This window comes from Gimesia aquarii (assembly GCF_007748195.1).
GTDB lineage: Bacteria > Planctomycetota > Planctomycetia > Planctomycetales > Planctomycetaceae > Gimesia > Gimesia aquarii.
The window spans coordinates 3,253,193-3,274,422 of sequence record NZ_CP037920.1 but is presented as its reverse complement, the minus strand read 5'-3'; the positions used below and the strand labels follow the sequence as shown (position 1 = coordinate 3,274,422).

The following is a 21,230-nucleotide window of genomic DNA, read 5'->3' as shown; positions in this document are numbered from 1 at the left end:
CTAAAATGTGACTTGAGTGAAATCACTCAATTATGCTGTGCAATAGAGGCAACTTTGACGCACTTAAAATATGCAAAGAAAAATCAGACATAATCAAGGTGCAAAATTTGTGAGTTCTTTTCCATCAGCGGTCCCTAGTTCCAGATAAACCTGGGAACTCATATTTTCACTCAGAAACCGGACAGAACCATCTCCAAACCCGAAATGAGCTCCTCCCTCGTGATCACTGCCTGCGGATTGATAAAAATTATTATTAAACCCGCCTGCCGTCCCTCCTGAAATCCCGGTATCAAACATTGTAGCCACACCACCTGCCGCCCAGGCATCCTGACTGGCTTGTGGAGCCGTTGTTCCATGCAGCTTTTGTAATTCGCCTGTCATAATCGTATTGGAGGTTCCATCATCAACATCGCGTATCGAGGTATCACTGTTCACAGAAAACATACCCAGAAAACCATTACTGCCACCACCAAAAGTACCAATGAGAGAATCGGTGCGGTGTGTTAAATGAAAAAAATCTCCATCAGCCCAGCCATTCCCACCGCCAATACAAGTACCATAATCACATCCTCCTTTTGTAAATCGATTCGTGGGAGTACCAGCTGATGGATTTTCGCCGAGCATGATGCGATCATCGATCTTCCTGACTTTACTGCGGCGGGTGGGACAATAAAAAACAGGCAAGTTAGTCTCTGCAATAGCACGATTTCCTAAGACATTCGTACCAAAATTCCATTGATTATAAACGGCAGACTGATCCACAAACGGCAAAACCTGGAGAACCCAGCTGGTTCCATGTAACCCAATGCTCGTTGTATTGCCCGCTTCCCCCCAAACATCATAAGCCGTGGATGTTGTGGTAGTCGCAATCGCTCCTGGCGGAAAAACTCCATGTGTTTCATGATAGTTGTGCAACCCCAATGCAATCTGTTTCATATTATTTTTACAGGTACTTCGACGGGCCGCTTCCCGAGCCTGCTGGACGGCTGGCAACAAAAGTGCAATTAAAATCGCGATAATTGCAATTACGACTAATAGTTCAATTAATGTAAAACCTCTGTTCCGGATAGTCTTTCGCATCACAAGGCCCTTTAGATAAAAAAGAAATGAATCAAATAGAATAATAAAATGATTTATCTAATTAAAACGGCGCAGCAAAAACTCTAATATTTGGGATTACGAAATCAATTTAACATTTGAAATGCGGGATTTATTTTGATGTCAAATCAAAGTTAACCTCGTTTTCTCCTGCTTTGACATCAGCAGTGAGTTCTGATTCACCACTATACTTCTTAGGAATGGTTTCTACCTCATCCTTCAGCTTACTCACAACAACTTTATGCTTGCCAATGGCAGCTCCTGGTTCCTCACGAATATAAATCAGCTCATAATTTCCTTCACTGTCAGTCGTAGCAAAAGAAGACCTGACATTCTCAGGCATAAAGGTCACACTCGCATCAGCTAAGGGGGCACCATCCATAGTAATCTTGCCTTTTACCTGCCCTAACTCAGGTGCGTCACTTCCTCCACCACATGCTGTGAGAAAAAACAAACACCCAATAGAAATCGCAATGATAGAATAACTTCTTAATTGTTGCATGCCCTATGAATCCTTTATCAAATTATAGAAAGAGAGTCGTTCTCAATATGTAGAAAAACACAGAGAACCATCTGAGTTCTCTGTGTTATCAGTGGATCATCTACGAATCTTAAAACTCACCAGCAGTTGTTGTTCCATCGGCAGTTCCGATGCGATTAAAAGTTCTCGTATCGATATTTTCACTAATAAAGCGAACTGATCCATCCGCCAGTCCAAAATGAGCGCCTCCTACATGGTCACTCCCGGGTGCTTCATACTGTCCCCCGTTGATGCCACGGTTATCTCCAGATCCACTTTCGGCCGTACCAAGTTGCCCCATATCGGTATTGAAAATATTAGCAACGCCGCCAGCAGCCCAACCATCAAGGCTGAGAGTACTATCATTGCCAGTCAATCGCTGCATTTCCCCAACCATAAGCGTATTGGTCGTTCCATCTTTGATATCACGCATTTGTGTATCACTATTAGTATAGAAAATCCCCAGGTTGCCACCTCCAAAGGTCCCAATCCATTCATTACTGTTTCCTGGACCTAAGGATTCATGTCCTGTACCTCCAAACCCATCGCCAAATCCGTTACCAGAACCTTTACAGGCACCGTAATCGGTTCCCCCTTTAGTAAATGGATTTGTGATGGTTGTTGATCCAGGTGTTTCGTCCAATTGCATTTTTTGATCAACTTTGCGAACTTTACTACGGCGTGAGGGGCAGTAAAAAATAGGAATATCGACTTCCGCAACGGCTCTATTTCCCATCACATTGGTATTAAAATTCCAAAGGTTATAGGTATTTGCCTGATCCACGAACGGCAATACCTGCAACATCCAGCTTGTCCCATGCGCATTAGTCGCAGTTAGGCTACCTGCTTCCAACCATTCACGCCAACGAACTGCATTTCCGGTGACACCATTCGTCTGAGTTCCAACAGATCCTGGTGGGAATACACCATGTGTTTCATGATAATTGTGTAATCCGAGAGCAATCTGTTTCAGATTGTTTTTACAAGTCGAACGCCTGGCTGCTTCACGCGCCTGTTGGACCGCCGGTAACAACAGTGCAATCAAAATCGCAATAATCGCGATCACGACTAACAGCTCAATGAGAGTAAAGCCACGTTTTTGTGAGTGTTTCAGATTCATTCCTTTTCTCCTAATAAAAAAATAAGAACAATCAGCATTGATAGATATAGGCCTGCCTGAAGAGGCATATTATTCATTAAATCTTAAAATTAATAATTTGTTCTGAACTGATGATGAATCGATGAAGGTCGGCATTTGAATGTAGAGCAAACTACACTAAATACTTATGTCAAATAACCATGCAATTAATACAATGGTTCATTAATATACACTTACCAATTAGTAAGTCTACTAGGAGTTATGACAATAAGTCAAATGATTTTTGACCTAAAACGCTGTACTGAATCTGACACACACGTCCACCATAATTCAGCAACCTATCAAGAACAGTGTCCAATGCTTACCAGGTATGAGGAAAAGTAGACTGAATCAGTGAAAACCAAAACCTCCGACTCTTTTCCAATGAGTCAGATTTTTCTGGCATCAACCCCCACTAATCGTAAATAGCGTGTTACTAACTTTTAGGCTTAAACCAGACTGTTTGGCATTTCAACTTCAAATACGATTTCCAAATGTCTATGAATCTCTCAGCTCTATTCACCCTACTATTTTTGTGTCGTTTTATTTTTAAAGGAACGAATATTTTACATGTGATATAATCCGATGATTGAATATTTGAAGGTCACTTTTTAGATTGAATGATTCAAATAGACTTGCAACTCTTTATAGTTAAAAATATGCGGAACACTTGCCGCCAGCGCAAAGGAATTTTCAAATGCCAATTCGAATTCTGCTTTCTATTATGCTGTTACCATTTTGCACCTCGTTTGCGACAGCCGAAGATTGGCCGCAATGGCTGGGTCCCGGTCGAGCAAGTATCTGGACTGCTTCCAACATTGTGGAATCTTTTCCGGAATCAGGCTTGGAAGTAAAATGGAGAACCCCTGTTGGTCTTGGATATAGCGGACCTGCTGTTGTAGGTGACAAAGTCTATGTGATGGACTACATCAAGCAAGCCGGTGAGATTGTCAATAACCCAGGCGGCACAAATAAACTCGAGGGAGAAGAACGTGTTTTATGCCTGTCAGCTGATACAGGTAAGTTGCTCTGGAAGCATTCCTACAACTGCCCTTACGACATTTCTTACGCAGCCGGCCCCCGCTGCACACCCACAGTCTCAGATGGGAAGGTCTATACATTGGGTGCAGAAGGCAACCTATATTGCCTGGACGCAGAACGTGGCAATGTCATTTGGAGTAAAAACTTCAAAACAGACTATGACTCCAAAACCCCAATCTGGGGACACGCCGCCAGTCCGTTAGTTGATGGTGACACTTTATACTGTCTGGTGGGAGGCAAAGGGGCGATCGCTGTGGCGTTTGATAAAAATACAGGCAAGGAGCTTTGGCGTTCATTGGATAACCCTGAAACCGGTTACTGTCCGCCCACCATGATTACTCATAATGGATCAAAACAGCTATTGATCTGGCATCCATCTGCACTCAATTCACTCAATCCCAAATCAGGTAAAGTCAACTGGAGTATTCCACTGAAACCCGGTTATGGAATGTCGGTGACCGTTCCCCGCCAGAAAGAGGATTCACTCTATGTCTCAGCAATCGGTGATGAAGCGGCTCTGATTCAACTGGGCAAAGGAGAAACTCCCTCAGCCAAAATCGTCTGGAAAGGAAAACCCCGCTCCGCGCTCTATTGCTGTAATAGTACTCCTTTTATCGATGGGAATACCGTCTATGGAAGTGATATTAATTCAGGAGAGTTCGTCGCCGCTGACTTGAAAGATGGTAAGCGCATCTGGTCTACAAAAAAAATAACCAATGCAGGCCGACGCGACCGTCATGCCACAGCATTTATTGTGAAGCACAACGACAAATACTTTCTCTTTACTGAAAAGGGAGACTTGATTCTGGCGGATCTGTCACCAACGGGTTACAAAGAAATCGATCGTTTTCATGTACTTGAACCAACCAATGAAGCATTCGGCCGTTTGGTGGTCTGGAGTCATCCCGCGTTCGCAAACAAGTCACTCTTTGCGCGAAACGATAAAGAATTGGTACGCGTGAACCTTGAGAAGTAAATGTTTCAATGCGTAAGCAATTTTGAATTATCCACTAGAATCACCCCCGATCAATGAAATCATCAATGACCGGGGGTGATTTCACGGATGAACTTAAGCCCGCACTTGATAATAAATCTTATTGATAATCTACGGTGTCTCTTTTTTTTCCAGCGTAGTTTCTGGTTGCTTCGTTTCCACTGCGTCTTTGTTTTCTGCGGTTGTAGACGCGTACAACTCTGCTTCTGGATAAAAAGCATACCACGCAAACCAGAAGGAATACATCCAACGCAAATCTTGATCAGCATTCACAACGCGTAGCGTTTTACCGTTTGGATTATAAACCAGTGTGAATTTTTTCCCCGCCAGTTCCTGTTCGATTTCAGTGACCTTCGTGAGATGCGCAAATGCGGTCACTGGGTAAGCGCGTTTCTGGTCACCCACCCAGATTCCCAACAGTGGCGTTTTATTAGATAAACGATCGTCATGCTTGTTAACATCGAACATTAAAGCATCATTGGAAAAGTAACCAGCATAAGCACGGTTTTGATAATCGCGTGGATGACCGGTATCCGTTGAGAGAACTTGCGTTTGCGGATACCGTTGTTTCCAGTCTTCCCAAGTCGTCAGTTCAACCGGCAGCGTAATCAGCTTCTCTTTCACACGAGGTCCCGCAACGGATTGTGACATCAGTTGTGACCATAGCCCATCCGTTTTTCCTGATCCTGTTCGGTCATAGAGCAGCACATTACTATTGTATAAAAAACCTGAAATCCCAAACTCGATCTCTCCACCTGTTCCCTTACGATTGTAAACGGCCAACGAATCACATAGCGGACAATAGGTAACAACGAACGACGTTTCGCCAATTTTATCGTTAACGGCTTCGTGCATATCCATAATTTTCAGAGGATAGGCCCGTGCCTGCCCTTCGAATATAACTCCTGCTAACCGATCGGCTGGCTTCATAAAAGTTGCCTCGGCCACAGTCATGAATTTGGGATTCGTAAGTGCAGGAATTCCATCTTTCGGAACGCCACCGTTGCGAACCTGATCGTTCGGCAGTGTGAGCCCCTCGGTATTGAAACCGGCATCTTCTGGATTCCTCGGTCCGGATCCCGCTCCTCTCGCCTGGACCACAGATTGGTTCAGACAAACCGCAACGATCTCGGCTCGGTGATTCCACCCATACCAGCCCGCAAAGGAAATCCCCAGAACCGCGAAAAGTAAGAGCGGTTTTTGTGGCCGAGAACGTTGGGTCGTAGGTTCGTCAGTTAGTGGCTCAGGCACTTCCGAATTTGAGTTTGAATCGTGCTGGGGAGAAGATTCCATGCGGCTCTCCTGTTCAATAGAGGTCGGTATTTGAAATAGACCAAGCAAACCTTCCTCTATCAGAAACGATTCCGCATCAGGAATATGTATAGCAGTTCACAAATCGACTTGAAAAAAGAAAACCATGCTGAATTCGACAAATGGTAGACGAGTGTCTTTTAATTCCATCTTCCAGGTTGTTCTGAATCAGCAAACGAATTCTACATTCATCAGTTCTGGCCAATCATAGGTACTTTCCAAACAGTCACCCCCAGATGATAGCCAGAGTGTAAAGGAGAATTGTTCGAATACCAGGCTGTGACGATACTGCCGTTTGCTCTCTGAACACTCGAAGGATAGCCGCAATCGCCACCATCGGCTGTGTCTGCCAAGCGTAATGACTGGCTCCAGGTGCGTCCTTCATCACTGCTGAGTTTCGCACAGACTCCACGCTGTCCATCAACACGCACACCATAACTGAGCAGCAAACGACCATCCGTAAGACGGGTCAAATGTCCGTTAATCTCATTACGTTTCGTAACGGCTACCGGCTTCTGCCAGGTGACACCATTGTCATTGCTACGGATCAGTTCCACCTTGTCAATGCGCGCTGCGGCCAGCCAGTCTTTTCCCCCCAGTGGAAAAAGATCGGTTTCATTATGCCGCGATCCGATTACGGACACCACCTTCCAGGTTCGGCCATCGTCATCACTGCGCAGATGCGAGGAGCGCCAACCTTTGGTTTTTGTCGACTGGGAAGCATCGCGGAATTCGCCCTGATAACACGACACATGCAACGCGCCATCAGCTCCTGCCCAGATATCGCCAAAGGGAATGTATTCCGACCAACCCGATTGTGCTGTGGGGAAAGCATCCCGCTTTTCCCAGGTACGTCCACCGTCTGCCGAGCGCATGACCCAACTGCTCAAAATTGAGTCGCGAAATGCAGGTTGTTTGGGACGCGAGGGCTGCTTTATGTTACTCCAACCAGAACATAACACGACAAGATCACCATTCTTTGCTAATCCCGCAGCATGATTCATCCGCACCGTATTGGGCTGATGCCGGGTGACAGTGCTGCGCTTCTTCCACTTCACTCCATCAGTGCTGGCCCAGCAATCAATGTCACCTTCCTGTTGGCCGTGGCTCGCTTTGTTATGGAAAATCACAATGATGGTACCATCTGGCATCAGTGTCAAATTCGGCCAGGCACACACATTCTCGACAGCAACGACCTGATGCAGAATCTTCGGTTCTTCTGCTGCAAGCATATTTACTAACAACACAGACTGTATTAAAGCCACAAAGATCCGAAGCGAAACAGGCATGAGAACACCTTTTCAAAATACCCAGTAAACTCAGATTTAATGAATACGTGAGCTACTGGGACAAGAATGATTAAAAGCAGACCGGCGGTGAATTGAGAGCCTCATCTTATCCAACTCTTACTTAAAATACAGTAAAATGTATTCGTAGAGCAAAGCAATTCGGCCTCACTTACCGTAGCACAGGCAATCTTTCTTTCAGTTTTGCTAGAATTGTTGCCTGTTGAGCCTCACTTTTTTCTTTGACCATTGATTCTTCGGCTGTCGCTTTCAGAGGGCAATTGCGGCACATGACAAGAATATAAGCCGAGGGAATAAAGTACAGAGCCAACAAGGTCGCACCACCCACACCACCGGCAATCGTAATTGCTAAAGGCGGCCAGAATCCACCGCCGGCCAGCACGAGAGGTAAAAAGCCAGCGACTGTCGTCAGCGAAGTCGCCACAACGTGCCTTGTGGAGCGTAAGACAACATCACGAACGACAACACGATTTCCGATTCGCGCCTCGGGATTTGCGCGTAACTCAGCTAAAACAACAATCGCATCGTTAATTGCCACACCCGCCAGTCCCATGGAACCCACAATCGCCATAAAACCAAAGGGAAATCCGAACAACCATAACATCCCCAGTCCCAGACCAATAGACAAGAACCCCACACTTCCGACGAGTCCCGCAACGCGAAAGGAAGAAAAAGAAAGTACTAACGTTGCCACCATCAAAACCATCAACACACCGACATTGACAAGCAGGTTACCCACAGCATCATCACGCTTGGATGCTTCCCCTCCCCACTCAAAGCGGTACCCCGCAGGAAGTTGAAATCCAGCGTCCTTTAAGTTCGACTTGAATTCGGTGAGGACTTCGGCGGGAAGGACACCTGCTTTAATATAAGCCTGCACCTCATTCATCCGTTCGCCGTTAAAGTGAGAAATCGCAGCGACCTCAGACGACATCTCTACCTTTGCAATAGCGGTTAAAGGTACATACTGAGCTTGTCCGTCGGCTGTTTTCTTACGGGAGATGAGTTGCAATGAAGCAATGTCCGCAATCGCTCCTCGCTGATCATGCGGTACACGAATCCGAACGGGAAGCTCTTCGGTTTCTTCCAGGATACTCCCCCCCAGTGCCCCTTCTAATGAAGCATTTAACTGCCTGGATATTTCCGCGTGGTCCAGTCCTGCCAATCGTGCCTGCTCTTCATCGATTTTCAATGTGAGTTTAGGCAACGGGTCTGCCAACTCCGCTTTATGGTGAAGGACATTCGTTGTTTTACTCAGAATCGTCCGCAGTTCATCACCAAGCAAACTTAGTTGCTGGAGATCGGGCCCGAACAATCGCACTTCAATCGGTGCATCGAAGGGAGGCCCCTGCTCCAGTTGTCGGACCAGCACACGGGAATGAGGAACTTTGAGATCGAGTTGTCGCTGCAACTCATGTATTAACTCCTCTCCACCAGAGGAAGATTCTAGTTGGACAAGTGCTTGTGCATAATTCGAGGAATTTTCGCGTTTGGCAGTGATGTTGTAATAAAACTGAGGCGCACTCTCACCTAAAAACCACTCGATCCCCTTCACTTTGGGATTCTCTAAAACAACGCGGCGAATGGTCTCAATCGTCTCGCGCGTTTCGGCCATCGAAGCATGCGCGTTTAATTCCAATTCGATATTCACCTGATCACGGTCGGCTGGAGGAAAGAACTGCTCCGGCAATTCACTGGCCACTAGAAAGCCACTCACAGGCAGAACACAGCCCAGAGCAATGCCGAGGAGTGGGCGCGCAAACAGAAAATCCAGAGATTTCTGATAAAAGGCGCGCATCCCGGCATGACTGAAGCCAACCTGCCACCAGTGGGCTTTAAGTGAATCCTCGTTTTGATTTGCAAACAGGGCAGCAATCGCCGGAATGACGGTCATGGCCAGGAAAAAGGAACTGCTGATCGCCAGAATCACACTAATTGCAATGGAACCAACAAATTCCCCCGCAGGTCCAGGCATCAAGGCAATCGGAGCAAACGCCAGCGCAGTCGTTAAGGTAGAACCAAGCAAAGGTACCGCCAAATGCCTGACAGTTGAGATCACAGCCTCTTCAGGTGTTTTACCGGCATGCAACTTTGATCGCACTTCATCGACGACCACTATCGCGTTATCAATCAATAAACCTAACGCGATAATCAAGCCAGTTACAGACATCTGATGAATGGGAATGTCCAGGAGACGCAGGCCTGCAAGCACCATGAACGCCGACAATGGTAACGCAGCTCCAATCACCAGGGCATTCCGCCATCCCATCATGAAGACAATCACGCCAATCACGGCCAGACCACCAAACAACAGATTCCTTATCAAACCATTGAGTCGTGCTTCAACATACCGATTCTGATCAAATAGTGTCTGTACCATCACGTCGTCAGCCAGCGATTCCTCAAATTCCTGAATGGCTGCTTTCGCAACTTGACTCCAATGATCAATACGCACACTATCACGCACGAAAACTCCCAGCGTGACCGCAGGTTGTCCGTCAGCAATGACCAGACTACTCAAGGGTACGGCAACTCCCTTTTTAATGGTCGCGATGTCACCCAATTGCACAGAATGTCCTTCGGCCCCAAACTGGACCGGAGTATTGGCTATTCTTGAAAGAGAATCCAACTCCGAATCGACGTCAATTAATAGGTCGCTTGTTTCACCTCGCAAAAGCCCCGCAGTCAGCTTGGCATCAGAGGATTCCACCTGACGTGCAATTTCTTCGACACTGAGCCCCAAAGAGGCTACTTTGTCAGATTGAATCTCAGCGATGATCTCTTCATCTGGATCACCAAACGTGTCGATTTCTTCTGTTCCAGAAATCGCTCGTAAACGATCTTCCAACTGCTTAGCAGTACGTCGAAGGACTGCGTAATTTACTTCATTCGGATTATTCCAGACCAAAGCGAGAATAATCGCATAAGCTTTTACTTCTAACTCTTCAAAATCCGGCTCCCCTGCACCTGTGGGGAATTCAAGGCGTGCATCATCAATTTTATCTCTGATCCGCGACCAGACTTCATCGACTTCATACACATCATCACGCAACTCAATCGTCATGTTAGACATGCCGGCACGGGAGATCGAACGCAACTCTTTGATTTCATCGAATTCTCTGAGTTCTTCTTCGATTTTTTCTGAAACCAGAGATTCGACACGTGTTGCATCAGCACCAGGAAAAGGAGTATTCACGCGTGCGACGCGCTGTGTGAGCACCGGATCTTCCATCCGTGGCAGCACATAGAAACTGGAAAGGCCAGCAACTGCAATGAGCGCAATCAACAGAATCAATAATCGACGATTCCGATAAAACAATCCTTCCAGCATGATTGTAGTTCCCGTTGATTCCCTGAAAGGTTTCCCTTTGATTGATGAGCGCTGATAATTTATTCTTTAGTTTCAAATGGTAGTTTGACAAGTGACAGAATTAATCAGCGAACCGACTTAATTTCCACTCTTTGATTACTTGCTAATTTGTGAGTTCCATTGATAACAATCTGGTCTCCCGTTTTCAGTGTACCTCGTACCAATACTCGATCTCCTTCCGTATGCAAGATTTCAATCTTTCGTTTTTCTAATATCAATTCACTGTCTGATTCTCCGTTAATCACGGCGTACGCTGACCAGAGCCCTCGTTCGCCTCGCGCCAAAGCGCTGAGTGGTAACCAGAACCCTCGCATTTCAACCGGTTCTTCGATTTCAATGCGAATGACCTGACCTGGTACAAGGTGTTTGGCTGCTTCTGAGTTAAGCGATAAAACCACTTCCTGAGTACGCGTTACCGGATCGAGTTCCGGTAAAATGGCTTTGAGCCTCGATTCATACGACTTGCCGTTGAGCTGTACTTGCTTTTGCATGCCATGCTCCAGGCTTTTGGCCATTTCCACGGGCACCCCGATCCGCGCTTCGAGCTTCTGGTCTTCGACGATCTTGAATAGAGGCATATCGGGTGAGATGACTGTTCCTTCATCAGCATATCTCTTGGAAATTCGCCCGCTAAAAGGAGCGGTTAACACAGTATCATCGAGATCTACCTGATTATCTGCCAGTGATGCATCCAGATTAGCCACCACTGCTTTTTGAGCAGCAATCTGCTCTTTACGAGTTCCTTCTTTCAATTCAGACAGTCGGCTGATTGCAGCATCTAACTGTGCTTTTTGTTGTTGTAAATCAGATTCTGAAGCTTCGAAAACAGATTTAGAAATCGCGTTACGCTTTAGTAGTTTCTGATTCCGACTATGATCGGCATCCAAATTTTTGTGTTTCGCTTTCAGTTGCCTGACTTCTGCCTCGGCGACTTCAATTTCCTGACGACGTGGACCTGCCAGGAATTCCTCAAGCTTTGCCTGTGCCGCTGCGCGCTCTGCTTGAAGCTTTCGTCGCATCACATCTAAATGCCTCGTACTTAAATTCGCTAACGGCATTCCCACCTCAACGTGGTCACCTTCATCAACGGCAATTTTGATGAGCTTTCCACTACGTTCGAATGCCAGTTCACTCGTACGAGCCGCAGTCACTTTACCCGTATAATTTCGCTTCCTGGCAAACGACTTAACAGGCTTGAGTTCAATCACATTAACGGGAATTCCCTGCTGTGCTTCATCTGAGGAAGTGATCTCTGTTGAATAAGCAACCTCAGAAAAAGCCCACAACAGAGCAGCCAGAACAACGATTGAAAATGCGATCAATACAAAGTAAAAGCGTTTCAAATAATCTGCCACGATTTGACGAATCGTCATTTTCTGCTCAAAAAAAAGGGAGTCAGACAGTGATTTGCTGGAGTTCATTTCCAAACACCTCCTCACAGACGCGTTCAAAGACCGCATCGTAATCAACTTCAGAACTGAGCGACTTCCACTGAATACCATCCAGAAAACGATTATAATTTCGACGCAAGGTTTCGAAGGGATTGGAAATTCCTAAATCTGCCAACGAATTGCTCGTCGCAATGATTGAATATCCACCAAATGAAAGTGACCAGAGGCCAAACACAATGTCTTCAGGTGTTGTAGAATCATTCAATTTTAAATCGCCACTGGCAATCCCATCACGAACGATTCCACCAACAACGCCAATACAACGATGCTCACAATTTGACATAACTTGCCGACGTTCTTCTGACGTTTTATCCCAAATGGAATCCAGTCGAATCGTTTGTTCGACACGGAAATGATCAGGATAAAGTTTCACAAACAACTCGGCAGCCGTCCCAATTGCAGCGATCCGTTCGCGCGAGGTCCCTTGAAACAACGCCGCCTTTTCAAACATCGTCAATCGTTTTTCTAACGTCTGAATGGCAAGCGTAATAATGATTTCTTCTTTGCAGGAGAAGTGGTTATAAATGGTCCCCTTCGAGTAATCCAACATACTCGTGAGACGATCCATATTGAGCCCGTTATATCCCCCCTCAATAAACATAGGCCGCGCGCATTCCAATATTTTGGCTTCGCGTTCCTGGATTTCACGTTGTTTACGATCTTTTGTATTCATGACACCACTATTTTGACGGATCGTCAATTTTTGTCAACATATTTATCATATTTATAAGAAATTTCACCTATTTCTTATTTAGCCTCGGTTTACAAAACAATCAAATACAAACATAAGATATTACAGTAAAACCACTTGAGGCAACCACACCCAAACTAACTGAAAACAAGAACACAAACCCTACCAATAAAAACCTAAACGGTTATATTCTGGTAATTTGATGGCCACTGCGTCATTTACTCTATTTTGTTAGATTCGAATATCAAAAATTTTCTATCGAAAAAAATTAGTACTACCACGAAATACACGAAAAAGCTTTTGCGAAGCCAAAAGGGAAGCGTAAGTTTAATTGAATTAATTAGAACAAATACAATGCAATCATTTGTAATTCAGATGATTTTTGAGAATCACAACAAACCTGGATACTGAGAGAATCATCCTACAAAATATTTATTTTGGTCAATTCGACCTTTCAGAGTTTCTCTTGAAACAAGGATTTTTCGTGTCTTTAGTGTATTTCGTGGTAGAAAATTGTTTTTACACTTAGACACATAAAATACGTTGGTATATTTCTTTTAACCCTCAACCACACTTGAGCATCAGAGTCAACACGTTTGGCATTCAACTCATTTCTTAACTTCAATATTCCAGAAGCTTAGCTACTCTGTTCTTCTTTTTGCTTCTGATATTCTTTGAGTTTTCGGTAGAGTGTTCGTTCGCCAATGCCCAGCATTTTGGCTGCCTCTTCGCGTTTGCCATCTGCCAGATCGAGGGCTCTTTCAATGTAGTAACGTTCTACTTCAGAGAATGGTCGTCCAATCAGAAAATCAGCGCCGGATCGATCGGAAGTATAACTACTATCTCCTTCGGGTACTCCCAAAGGAACAATTTCTTCAGGTAAATCATCCAAGTCCAGCATGCCGTCTGTATCAAGGACCAACATTCTCTCCGAAGCATTTCTCAACTGGCGAATATTGCCAGGCCAATCATAAGTCATCAACGCACGACGGGCTGCACGAGATACACCTTCGTATGGTTTGTCGTATTGCGTAGAAAGTTCTTTCAGAAAATGATCGGTCAGCAAGGGGATATCCCCGCGTCGTTCTCGTAAGGGAGGTAACTCAATTTTCACGACGGATAAGCGGTAATATAAATCCTGGCGAAAGGATCCCTGCTTAACCATCTCCAACAGATCGGCATTTGTTGCGGCGACCAGACGCACATTCAAACTGATTTCCTCGTTGGTTCCCAGTCTGGCGATTTTTCTGTCTTCTAATACTCGTAATAATTTGATCTGGGTCTGCATCGGCATTTCACCGACTTCGTCCAGAAATAACGTTCCACCATTGGCATGCTCAAATTTCCCAATACGCTTGCCAACCGCACCGGTAAAAGCCCCCTGTTCATGACCGAAGAGCTCACTTTCCAGAATACTGTCTGGCAATGCAGAAATATTGAGCGGAACAAAGGGTTTACTTTTTCGCTCACTGTTCTGATGAATTGCCCGCGCCACCAGTTCTTTACCAGTTCCACTTTCTCCTGCAATCAAAACAGTACTGTTGGTGGAGGCAACATTTTTCAGTTTTTCGATGATTTTATGCATCGAGGGAGAATTCCCAATCACTCCTTCGAAACCAAATTTTTCATCGAGCCGACGGTGTAGTTCCGCATTATGGCGCATAAGCCGTACGCGCGTCGAAGCTTTCTCAACAGCATTCCTGAGTTCATTGATATCAAGCGGTTTTGTCAGATACGTGTACGCACCCAACTGCATCGCCGTAACCGCGGAATTGATCGAACCATGTCCCGTCAACACGATCACTTCGGCATCAGGTAGTTCATCCTTCGCAGTCCTTAGAATGGACAAGCCATCGACTCCATCCATCCGTAAATCGGTAATCACAATATCAGCGGTTTCGCTTTCGATCAGCTTGGCACCTTGCTCCCCTGAAGTCGCAATTTTACATTCACAGCCCACACGCTCCAGACTTTCCGCTACAGCCTGAGCATGTGCTTCATCATCATCGATAATCAAAACACGAATTACGATTGATGAGAGATCTTTTTCAGTAGCATCTTTCGCGCTCATCGAGCAAACTCTTAGCCTTTCCTGGCATCATTAAAAAGTGTAATTCAATATAAAGCAGCCGTTCGAAACATTATCTCAAATTTTATGAGACGGAGTCATCTCGATAGATTCGAATCTTACTCAAAAAATAATAAAAACCTGTCAATAATGATGATTCAGCATACCGGGAACGCAATTGTAAAGCGAGTTCCTCGACCTGGTTCACTTTCGCATTCAATCGTTCCCTGGTGTGTATCAATAATTTTTTTCACAGTTGGTAAACCCAACCCACTGCCTCCCGATTTTGTAGAAAAGAACGCATCAAACATCCGCGCTTTGACGTTCTCGTCGATTCCTTTCCCATTGTCAATCATGTCGAGGTAAACCATACCGTCTTTATGATAGGTCTGTAATTCAATGAGACCACCATCGGGCATTGCTTGAACTACATTCAAAGCCAGATTCATCAGCACTTGCCTTAAGAGTGATTTATCGACTTGAATTGTCGGTAAATCAGCATCGAAGTGTGGACTGATTTCAATATTTGCTTCTCGGGCCTGTGGTCTGAAAAAATCAATAAAGTCACTGACCAGATCATTGAGATTCGCTTTACTTAATGCCAACTTCCCAACACGCGCAAACTGTAAAAACGCATCGAGAATTTCCTGCAGATGCTTACATTCCTGTTGAACACTTTCCACTTTTTTCAACATACGGTGTTTAGCAGGAACATCGAGTGAATCCAGGTCCTCTGTAAGCAACTCTAAATTCAAGCTCATTGTCGAAAGTGGGTTTTTAATTTCATGTGCCAAGCCCCCAGCGAGTGTCGCAATTTCTGAATACTGCGCCTCAAATTTTTCGCGTTCACGAGTGCTTAACGGACTCTCTTTCATAGCAGATGATCTCGGCTTTCAATTCTCAAACCATTTGCATTAAACGGTATTCTTGTTCACAATCCAGCTGATATCAGTTATTCCAAACTCTCAAATATAAAAATAAAACGATGAAGTCATCTCACATCGAGCTCCTTCATCGCTTTTTAGTTTTCTCAGTCTCAGATCAAAGAGAACTGTTATTCGTTTTCTTCCGAATCAAGATCTCCATTGCTTTCTCCAGCCTGCTCAGCCAGAACGGCTTTGCGGGAAAGCTTGACACGGTTTTGATCATCGACGGCGATCACCTTCACCTGCAAACGGTCTCCCATTTTACAGATATCATTGACCGATTTGACAAATCCATCAGAGAGTTCACTGATGTGGCATAGTCCGTCTTTACCCGGAGCAATCTCGATGAAAGCACCAAATTCTTTGATTGAGCTGACCACACCATCATAAATACGACCCACCCGAATTTCTTCGGTGAGAGCTTCAATGTGGGCCATTGCTTTTTCAACCACTGAGGCATTGCTTCCGGAGACCGTCACAGTACCATCGTCTTGAATATCAATGGTACCACCAGTTTCTTCCTGGATGGCACGAATGGTTTTTCCACCGGGGCCAATCAGTAAACCGATTTTTTCAGGATTGATCTTGGTTTGATGCAACCGAGGTGCAAAACTTGAGATCTCTGCTCGCGGCCGTCGAATGGCAGTTAACATCGTTCTCAACAACTCTAAGCGAGCCTGTTTAGCCTGCTCTAAAGTCGCTCGAATGATTTCTTCACTGATTCCATCATTTTTAAGATCCAGTTGAATTCCTGTGATTCCTTTTTGAGTTCCAGCGACTTTAAAGTCCATATCACAGAAATGATCCTCATCACCAATGATGTCCGTCAGAATCTGGAATTTGTCACCTTCTGTTGCCAGACCGATTGAGATTCCGGCGACAGGTTGACGTAAAGGTACTCCGGCATCCATGAGTGACAGGGTCGCCGAACAGACAGACGCCATGGAACTACTTCCATTTGATTCCAGAATATCGGAAATCACACGGATGGTATAAGGAAAGTCTTCTTCGCTAGGTAAGACAGGTGCCACAGAACGTTCTGCCAGACAACCATGACCAATTTCACGACGCCCTGGCCCTCTAATCGGTCGGCATTCACCAACTGAAAAGGAAGGGAAGTAGTAATGCAACATGAATCGTTGCAACTCTTCTTCGAACAACCCATCAACGCGTTGCTTGTCACGAGAGGTTCCCAATGTGACCGTTGCCAACGATTGTGTTTCGCCACGTGTAAACAGGGCAGAACCATGCACACGTGGTAAACTTCCCGTTTCGCAAGCAACAGCACGTAGTTCATTGGGAGCACGACCATCCAGGCGTCGTCCCGACATGGCGAGTTCACGCACGGCTTTGGCTTCCAGATCGTGAAACGCTTCTTCAAACTGGCCGCGAGTGGAACCATCTTCAGTCTCTTCGGCATCTTCGGGGAAAAACTGAGTCACCAGTTCTTCATGCACCGTTTTAATACCTTCACGCCGCTCTGCTTTGACTGTGCTTTGCATGGCAGTACTGAGTCGTTGGTAGATAGCGTCATCCAACTTGGAAATGAAAGGATTTACCGGAGGTGCTTCATATTCGAATGGCTCAATACCAGCCTTCTCTCGCAGTTCCAATTGTAATTGGCAAATCTTCTGTAGTTCTTGGTGTGCGAACATGATGGCAGTTGCCATTTCCTCTTCAGGAATTTGATCGCCAAAACCTTCGATCATCAATACAGACTCAACTGTACCCGCCACAATCAGATCCAAGTCACTTTCAGCAATCTGCTCGTGTGTGGGAAATGAGATCAGTTCGCCACCGATTCTCCCTACTCGCACGGCTCCGATTGGTCCCTGAAAGGGAACGGGAGACAAGCAGAGAGCCGCACTTGCAGCGTTGATGGAAAGCACGTCTGGGTCATTGACGCCATCGCAGGCCATGACGTTCGACATGATTTGAAGCTCGTCATGAAACCCTTTGGGGAACAGGGGACGAATGGGACGGTCCGTTAATCGTGCCGTCAAAATTTCTTTTGTTGTGGGCCGCCCTTCGCGTTTTAAAAACCCACCGGGAAATTTGCCTGAGGCGGCGATTCTTTCCCGATAATCAACCGTAAGTGGGAAGAAATCAATTCCCGGCCTGCCAGGCCCTGTTGCAGCAGCAACAAATACAACGGTTTCACCATATTGAATCAGAACAGACCCTGCGGCCTGCTTCGCTAACTGACCAGTTGTAAGACTCAGTTTCTGTCCGCCAACCTCACATTCAACAACTACTTTCACAATAATTTCCTAATTTCATTTCCGACAAACCGACACAGATCAGCGAACACCGAAGTTATTTTCGGATATTTAACCGATCCAGAATTTCCCTATAGCTTTCTGCATTCTTCTTGTGCAAATAATCAAGCAGGCTCCGTCTACGGCTCACCATCTGTAGTAAACCTCTGCGACTGGCATGATCCTTGGAGTTTGCTCTGAGATGCTCTGTTAAATTGACAATCCGTTCTGTAAGTACAGCAATCTGCACTTCAGCAGATCCAGTATCCCCTTCTTTAGACTGATACTCTTTAATCAATTCTGCTCTTCGTTCCTGCGTGACTGACATTCTTCTAACCTAAACCTTTAAACTAAACACATGACAAACAGAGAAGATCGGGGATACCCCAATGCAAAGACAGCCATTACATTCCGTGTTTTGACTTTATCCGACGGGATAATGGCGAGAGAAAACAAAGCTATTACGCTAGCTTTCAGGGCTTAAAGGTACTTAATGTAGCAATTTGAAGAAATTATTCAATGGATACGCTACTTTGATTACGAAAACCTCTCTGATTTGAACCAGTTAGGTAAAATGCTTTCAAAACTCAAGGACAATGCACATTCAGACACTCTCCCTGAGATTTGAATCCTAACTGGGAAAAAACAGCAACACTCCTTAAACCACTTCACGTACGATCACTTCATTGCCATTGATTTTTGATACAATGACTTCGGTTCCCGGTTGAATAAATGGCCCTTCGCTGATGACATCAACCCAAACCCCATCAATTTCAACGCGCCCCGCAGGTCTCAACACGGATGAGGTGACCCCTTTCATACCGACAGTTAATTCCAGCCCGTTTAGGCTTAAAGTACCGGAATTCTCGAGTAATTCAGGATCTAACCGAATTTCATCTGTCCCGGGACTTTCACCGGGAGGCGCCAAGGTAATGGAATGCATTAATCGCGATTCGGGCAAAAATCGGTTCAAGGCAATCGCCAAAACGATCACCGTGAGTATTGAAGCACTCATCGTTCCAATGGTTTTCGTCATATTAGCAAAATCAGATCCTGGACGTAATGTGTTGTAATCACCAAAGGTCTGACTTGCCAGAACGATAGAAGAGAGCACCAACAGTCCACCAGAAATGCCGAAGATGCCAAAACCAGGGATCACAAAAATTTCGAGTAAAATACAAATCAAGCCTAAGGAAAATAGAACAATTTCCAAATAGCCGGCTGTTCCGCCTAACACATGACTCCAAAAGAAGAGGCCAAAGCAAACAGCCGACATGATCCCGAACAGGCCCGTTAAAGTATAAAATTCCAGGTAGATAAACATAATGCCCATGGCGATGACTAAGCCGGTAAAAAACGACGAGTTAAGCACGTAGACGAGCGTATCAACCCAGGTTCGCCCCACTGCCTTTAGCGTGACATCAGCGGGAATTCCCAGACGTTGCTTCAATTCATCCATATCCCGAACAGGTGGTTCGGCGATTTTCAACTCATGTGCACGGACTCCGTTGGCCGTCAACAAGTTGGCTTTTCGTGACTCAGGAACCATTTGACCTTTGATCCATTCTCCATTGGATTGGTGAATTTCATCCTCTGTCATATACCAGAGTTGCCCTGTTTTATTATTCGTGACTTCAAAGATTTCCAGATCTTTATCAGACATGGCTTCACAAACCGCTGCAGGCCTGCCTTTTTTCTCAGCCAAATCTTTCAATGTCACTCTCAGAGGACTCAGAACTTTTTCTGGAGCATGTTCAAACTGTCCATCTTTATTCATGGAGATCGGCCCTGCGTCTCCAATCTGTGCATCGGGTTTCAGAAAAATTTCATCGCAGCCCAAGGCAATAATCGCGGCACTGCTCATCGCATAATCGGGAACATAGGCTACTGTTCTGACATTAATGGCTTCCAGATCAGCAATCTTATTTGCGAGATTCGTACCTGACAACAGGTAACCTCCACCTGATTCGATCTCAAAAATGAGCATGTTTGCCCCAGAATTAACAGCTCGGTTAATCTGGCGTTCAATAAAGGTCTCTAAAATGGGCTCAATCATTCCATCGACTTTAATCAGCATCGCCTGTGGTGCTTCACCCGCTGTAGGATCATCACGCAATTTTTCACGCGGAATTCCATACAGCTCTGCAAGATCGCCACGTGAATTCGCCAATTGTTGAACCAGCACATCCAGAGCGCGTGCTTTACTTCCAGAAAACACTCCCAGCGACCCCACTTCCTTAATGGTTTCGACATCAACAATGACTGCCATATTATCTTGCAGGCGTTTGAGTTCTTCGGGAGTCACAATGCGTGACTCGACTTGTTTTTTGTCTCCTTCTCCCTGCTGGATTTTAATTTTCAGAACCGCCTGCTGTGGATCCATCATCCCTAAGGCAAGGGCTCGGCTCAGCTTGACATTATGTCGTTTCTCAACAATTGAAAGGATAAACTCCCGCTCATCTCGATCCACAGCCTTACCATATCCGATATCTCCCAACTCAGCATCGGGGTGCATCACAATTTCGTCACAAGCCAACGCCAGAACCACATTATTCCCGATCACAGTTTCTGGCACCCAGGCAATGGTCTTCAAGCTAGACAATTTCGATGAAGCCAGGAACTTTGCCAACCCCTGCACTTGATGAAAGGGACTGGAACCGGGGGAAATCTGTAAGATCAGGTAGCCTGTCTGGTTACTTTGAGCGGCTTCATTTTGTAACGAGAGAGCAGCATTCGTGACCCGCCCATACGTGACCTCACCCACGGGGCTTTCTATTGTCATAAACAAAGCTGGTTTGGACGATTTCTCATCTTCCTTTTCAGTCTGTTTGGTTTTCTGTTTCTCATCAGGCTTTTGTTTATCAGGTTCTGCCTGGAGATCAGAATGACCATTGAGCACTAAAAGTCCCAGAAAAAAAGCCAGTAGCATTTGATTGACATTTTTCATTATGTGACTTTCACCCTTACCAGTAATAATAATGTAAAGCGCGAACACGCTTGCAATGACGTTTCTCGAATAGAAGCAGAAGAATTCATCGCTTCACAATCAAATATAAC

At 45.4% G+C, this 21,230-nt stretch carries 14 protein-coding genes; 1 reads left to right on the top strand and 13 read right to left on the bottom strand.

Features of this window, described 5'->3' with window-relative positions:
• Positions 1-93 precede the first annotated feature (93 nt).
• The 3 genes from V144x_RS13060 to V144x_RS13050 all read right to left on the bottom strand — a co-directional run bounded on the left by V144x_RS13060 (position 94) and on the right by V144x_RS13050 (position 2,738).
• Positions 94-1,080: a DUF1559 domain-containing protein gene (locus tag V144x_RS13060; RefSeq protein WP_144985596.1), complete on the bottom strand. Its 987-nt coding sequence runs from the start codon at positions 1,078-1,080 to the stop codon at positions 94-96.
• Between the two features lie 130 nt (positions 1,081-1,210).
• Positions 1,211-1,600, bottom strand: coding sequence for a carboxypeptidase-like regulatory domain-containing protein (locus V144x_RS13055; protein WP_144985595.1), 390 nt, complete (start codon positions 1,598-1,600; stop codon positions 1,211-1,213).
• A 109-nt stretch (positions 1,601-1,709) separates the two neighbouring features.
• Entirely contained in the window at positions 1,710-2,738 is a 1,029-nt protein-coding gene (locus V144x_RS13050) for a DUF1559 domain-containing protein (RefSeq protein ID WP_144985594.1), read from the bottom strand.
• Between the two features lie 715 nt (positions 2,739-3,453).
• Here V144x_RS13050 and V144x_RS13045 point away from each other — a divergent pair.
• Positions 3,454-4,773, top strand: a complete 1,320-nt coding sequence (locus V144x_RS13045; RefSeq protein WP_144985593.1) for a PQQ-binding-like beta-propeller repeat protein — start codon at positions 3,454-3,456, stop codon at positions 4,771-4,773.
• 129 nt (positions 4,774-4,902) lie between these two features.
• Here the strand turns inward: V144x_RS13045 and V144x_RS13040 are convergent, their stop codons facing one another.
• From V144x_RS13040 to V144x_RS12995, 10 genes are all read right to left on the bottom strand, one after another.
• Positions 4,903-6,084: a DUF3179 domain-containing protein gene (locus tag V144x_RS13040; RefSeq protein ID WP_144985592.1), complete on the bottom strand. Its 1,182-nt coding sequence runs from the start codon at positions 6,082-6,084 to the stop codon at positions 4,903-4,905.
• 209 nt (positions 6,085-6,293) lie between these two features.
• A complete protein-coding gene (locus V144x_RS13035) occupies positions 6,294-7,391 on the bottom strand; it encodes a sialidase family protein (RefSeq protein ID WP_144985591.1) in 1,098 nt (365 codons plus the stop codon).
• Positions 7,392-7,560: 169 nt separating this feature from the next.
• Positions 7,561-10,740, bottom strand: coding sequence for an efflux RND transporter permease subunit (locus tag V144x_RS13030; RefSeq protein WP_144985590.1), 3,180 nt, complete (start codon positions 10,738-10,740; stop codon positions 7,561-7,563).
• 104 nt (positions 10,741-10,844) lie between these two features.
• Positions 10,845-12,200, bottom strand: coding sequence for an efflux RND transporter periplasmic adaptor subunit (locus V144x_RS13025; RefSeq protein WP_197998909.1), 1,356 nt, complete (start codon positions 12,198-12,200; stop codon positions 10,845-10,847).
• Positions 12,175-12,903, bottom strand: coding sequence for a TetR/AcrR family transcriptional regulator (locus V144x_RS13020; RefSeq protein ID WP_144985588.1), 729 nt, complete (start codon positions 12,901-12,903; stop codon positions 12,175-12,177). The genes V144x_RS13025 and V144x_RS13020 overlap by 26 nt, the downstream gene beginning before the upstream one ends.
• A gap of 655 nt (positions 12,904-13,558) precedes the next feature.
• Complete coding sequence (locus V144x_RS13015) at positions 13,559-14,992, bottom strand: sigma-54-dependent transcriptional regulator (RefSeq protein ID WP_144985587.1); 1,434 nt, start codon at positions 14,990-14,992, stop codon at positions 13,559-13,561.
• A 155-nt stretch (positions 14,993-15,147) separates the two neighbouring features.
• A complete protein-coding gene (locus V144x_RS13010) occupies positions 15,148-15,864 on the bottom strand; it encodes a sensor histidine kinase (protein ID WP_144985586.1) in 717 nt (238 codons plus the stop codon).
• 179 nt (positions 15,865-16,043) lie between these two features.
• Positions 16,044-18,176: a polyribonucleotide nucleotidyltransferase gene (gene pnp, locus V144x_RS13005; RefSeq protein WP_144985585.1), complete on the bottom strand. Its 2,133-nt coding sequence runs from the start codon at positions 18,174-18,176 to the stop codon at positions 16,044-16,046.
• 55 nt (positions 18,177-18,231) lie between these two features.
• Positions 18,232-18,501 (bottom strand): 30S ribosomal protein S15, encoded by a 270-nt coding sequence (gene rpsO, locus V144x_RS13000; RefSeq protein ID WP_144985584.1) that lies wholly within the window; start codon positions 18,499-18,501, stop codon positions 18,232-18,234.
• A 330-nt stretch (positions 18,502-18,831) separates the two neighbouring features.
• Positions 18,832-21,120, bottom strand: a complete 2,289-nt coding sequence (locus tag V144x_RS12995) for an NfeD family protein (protein WP_144985583.1) — start codon at positions 21,118-21,120, stop codon at positions 18,832-18,834.
• Between the last annotated feature and the right edge of the window lie 110 nt (positions 21,121-21,230).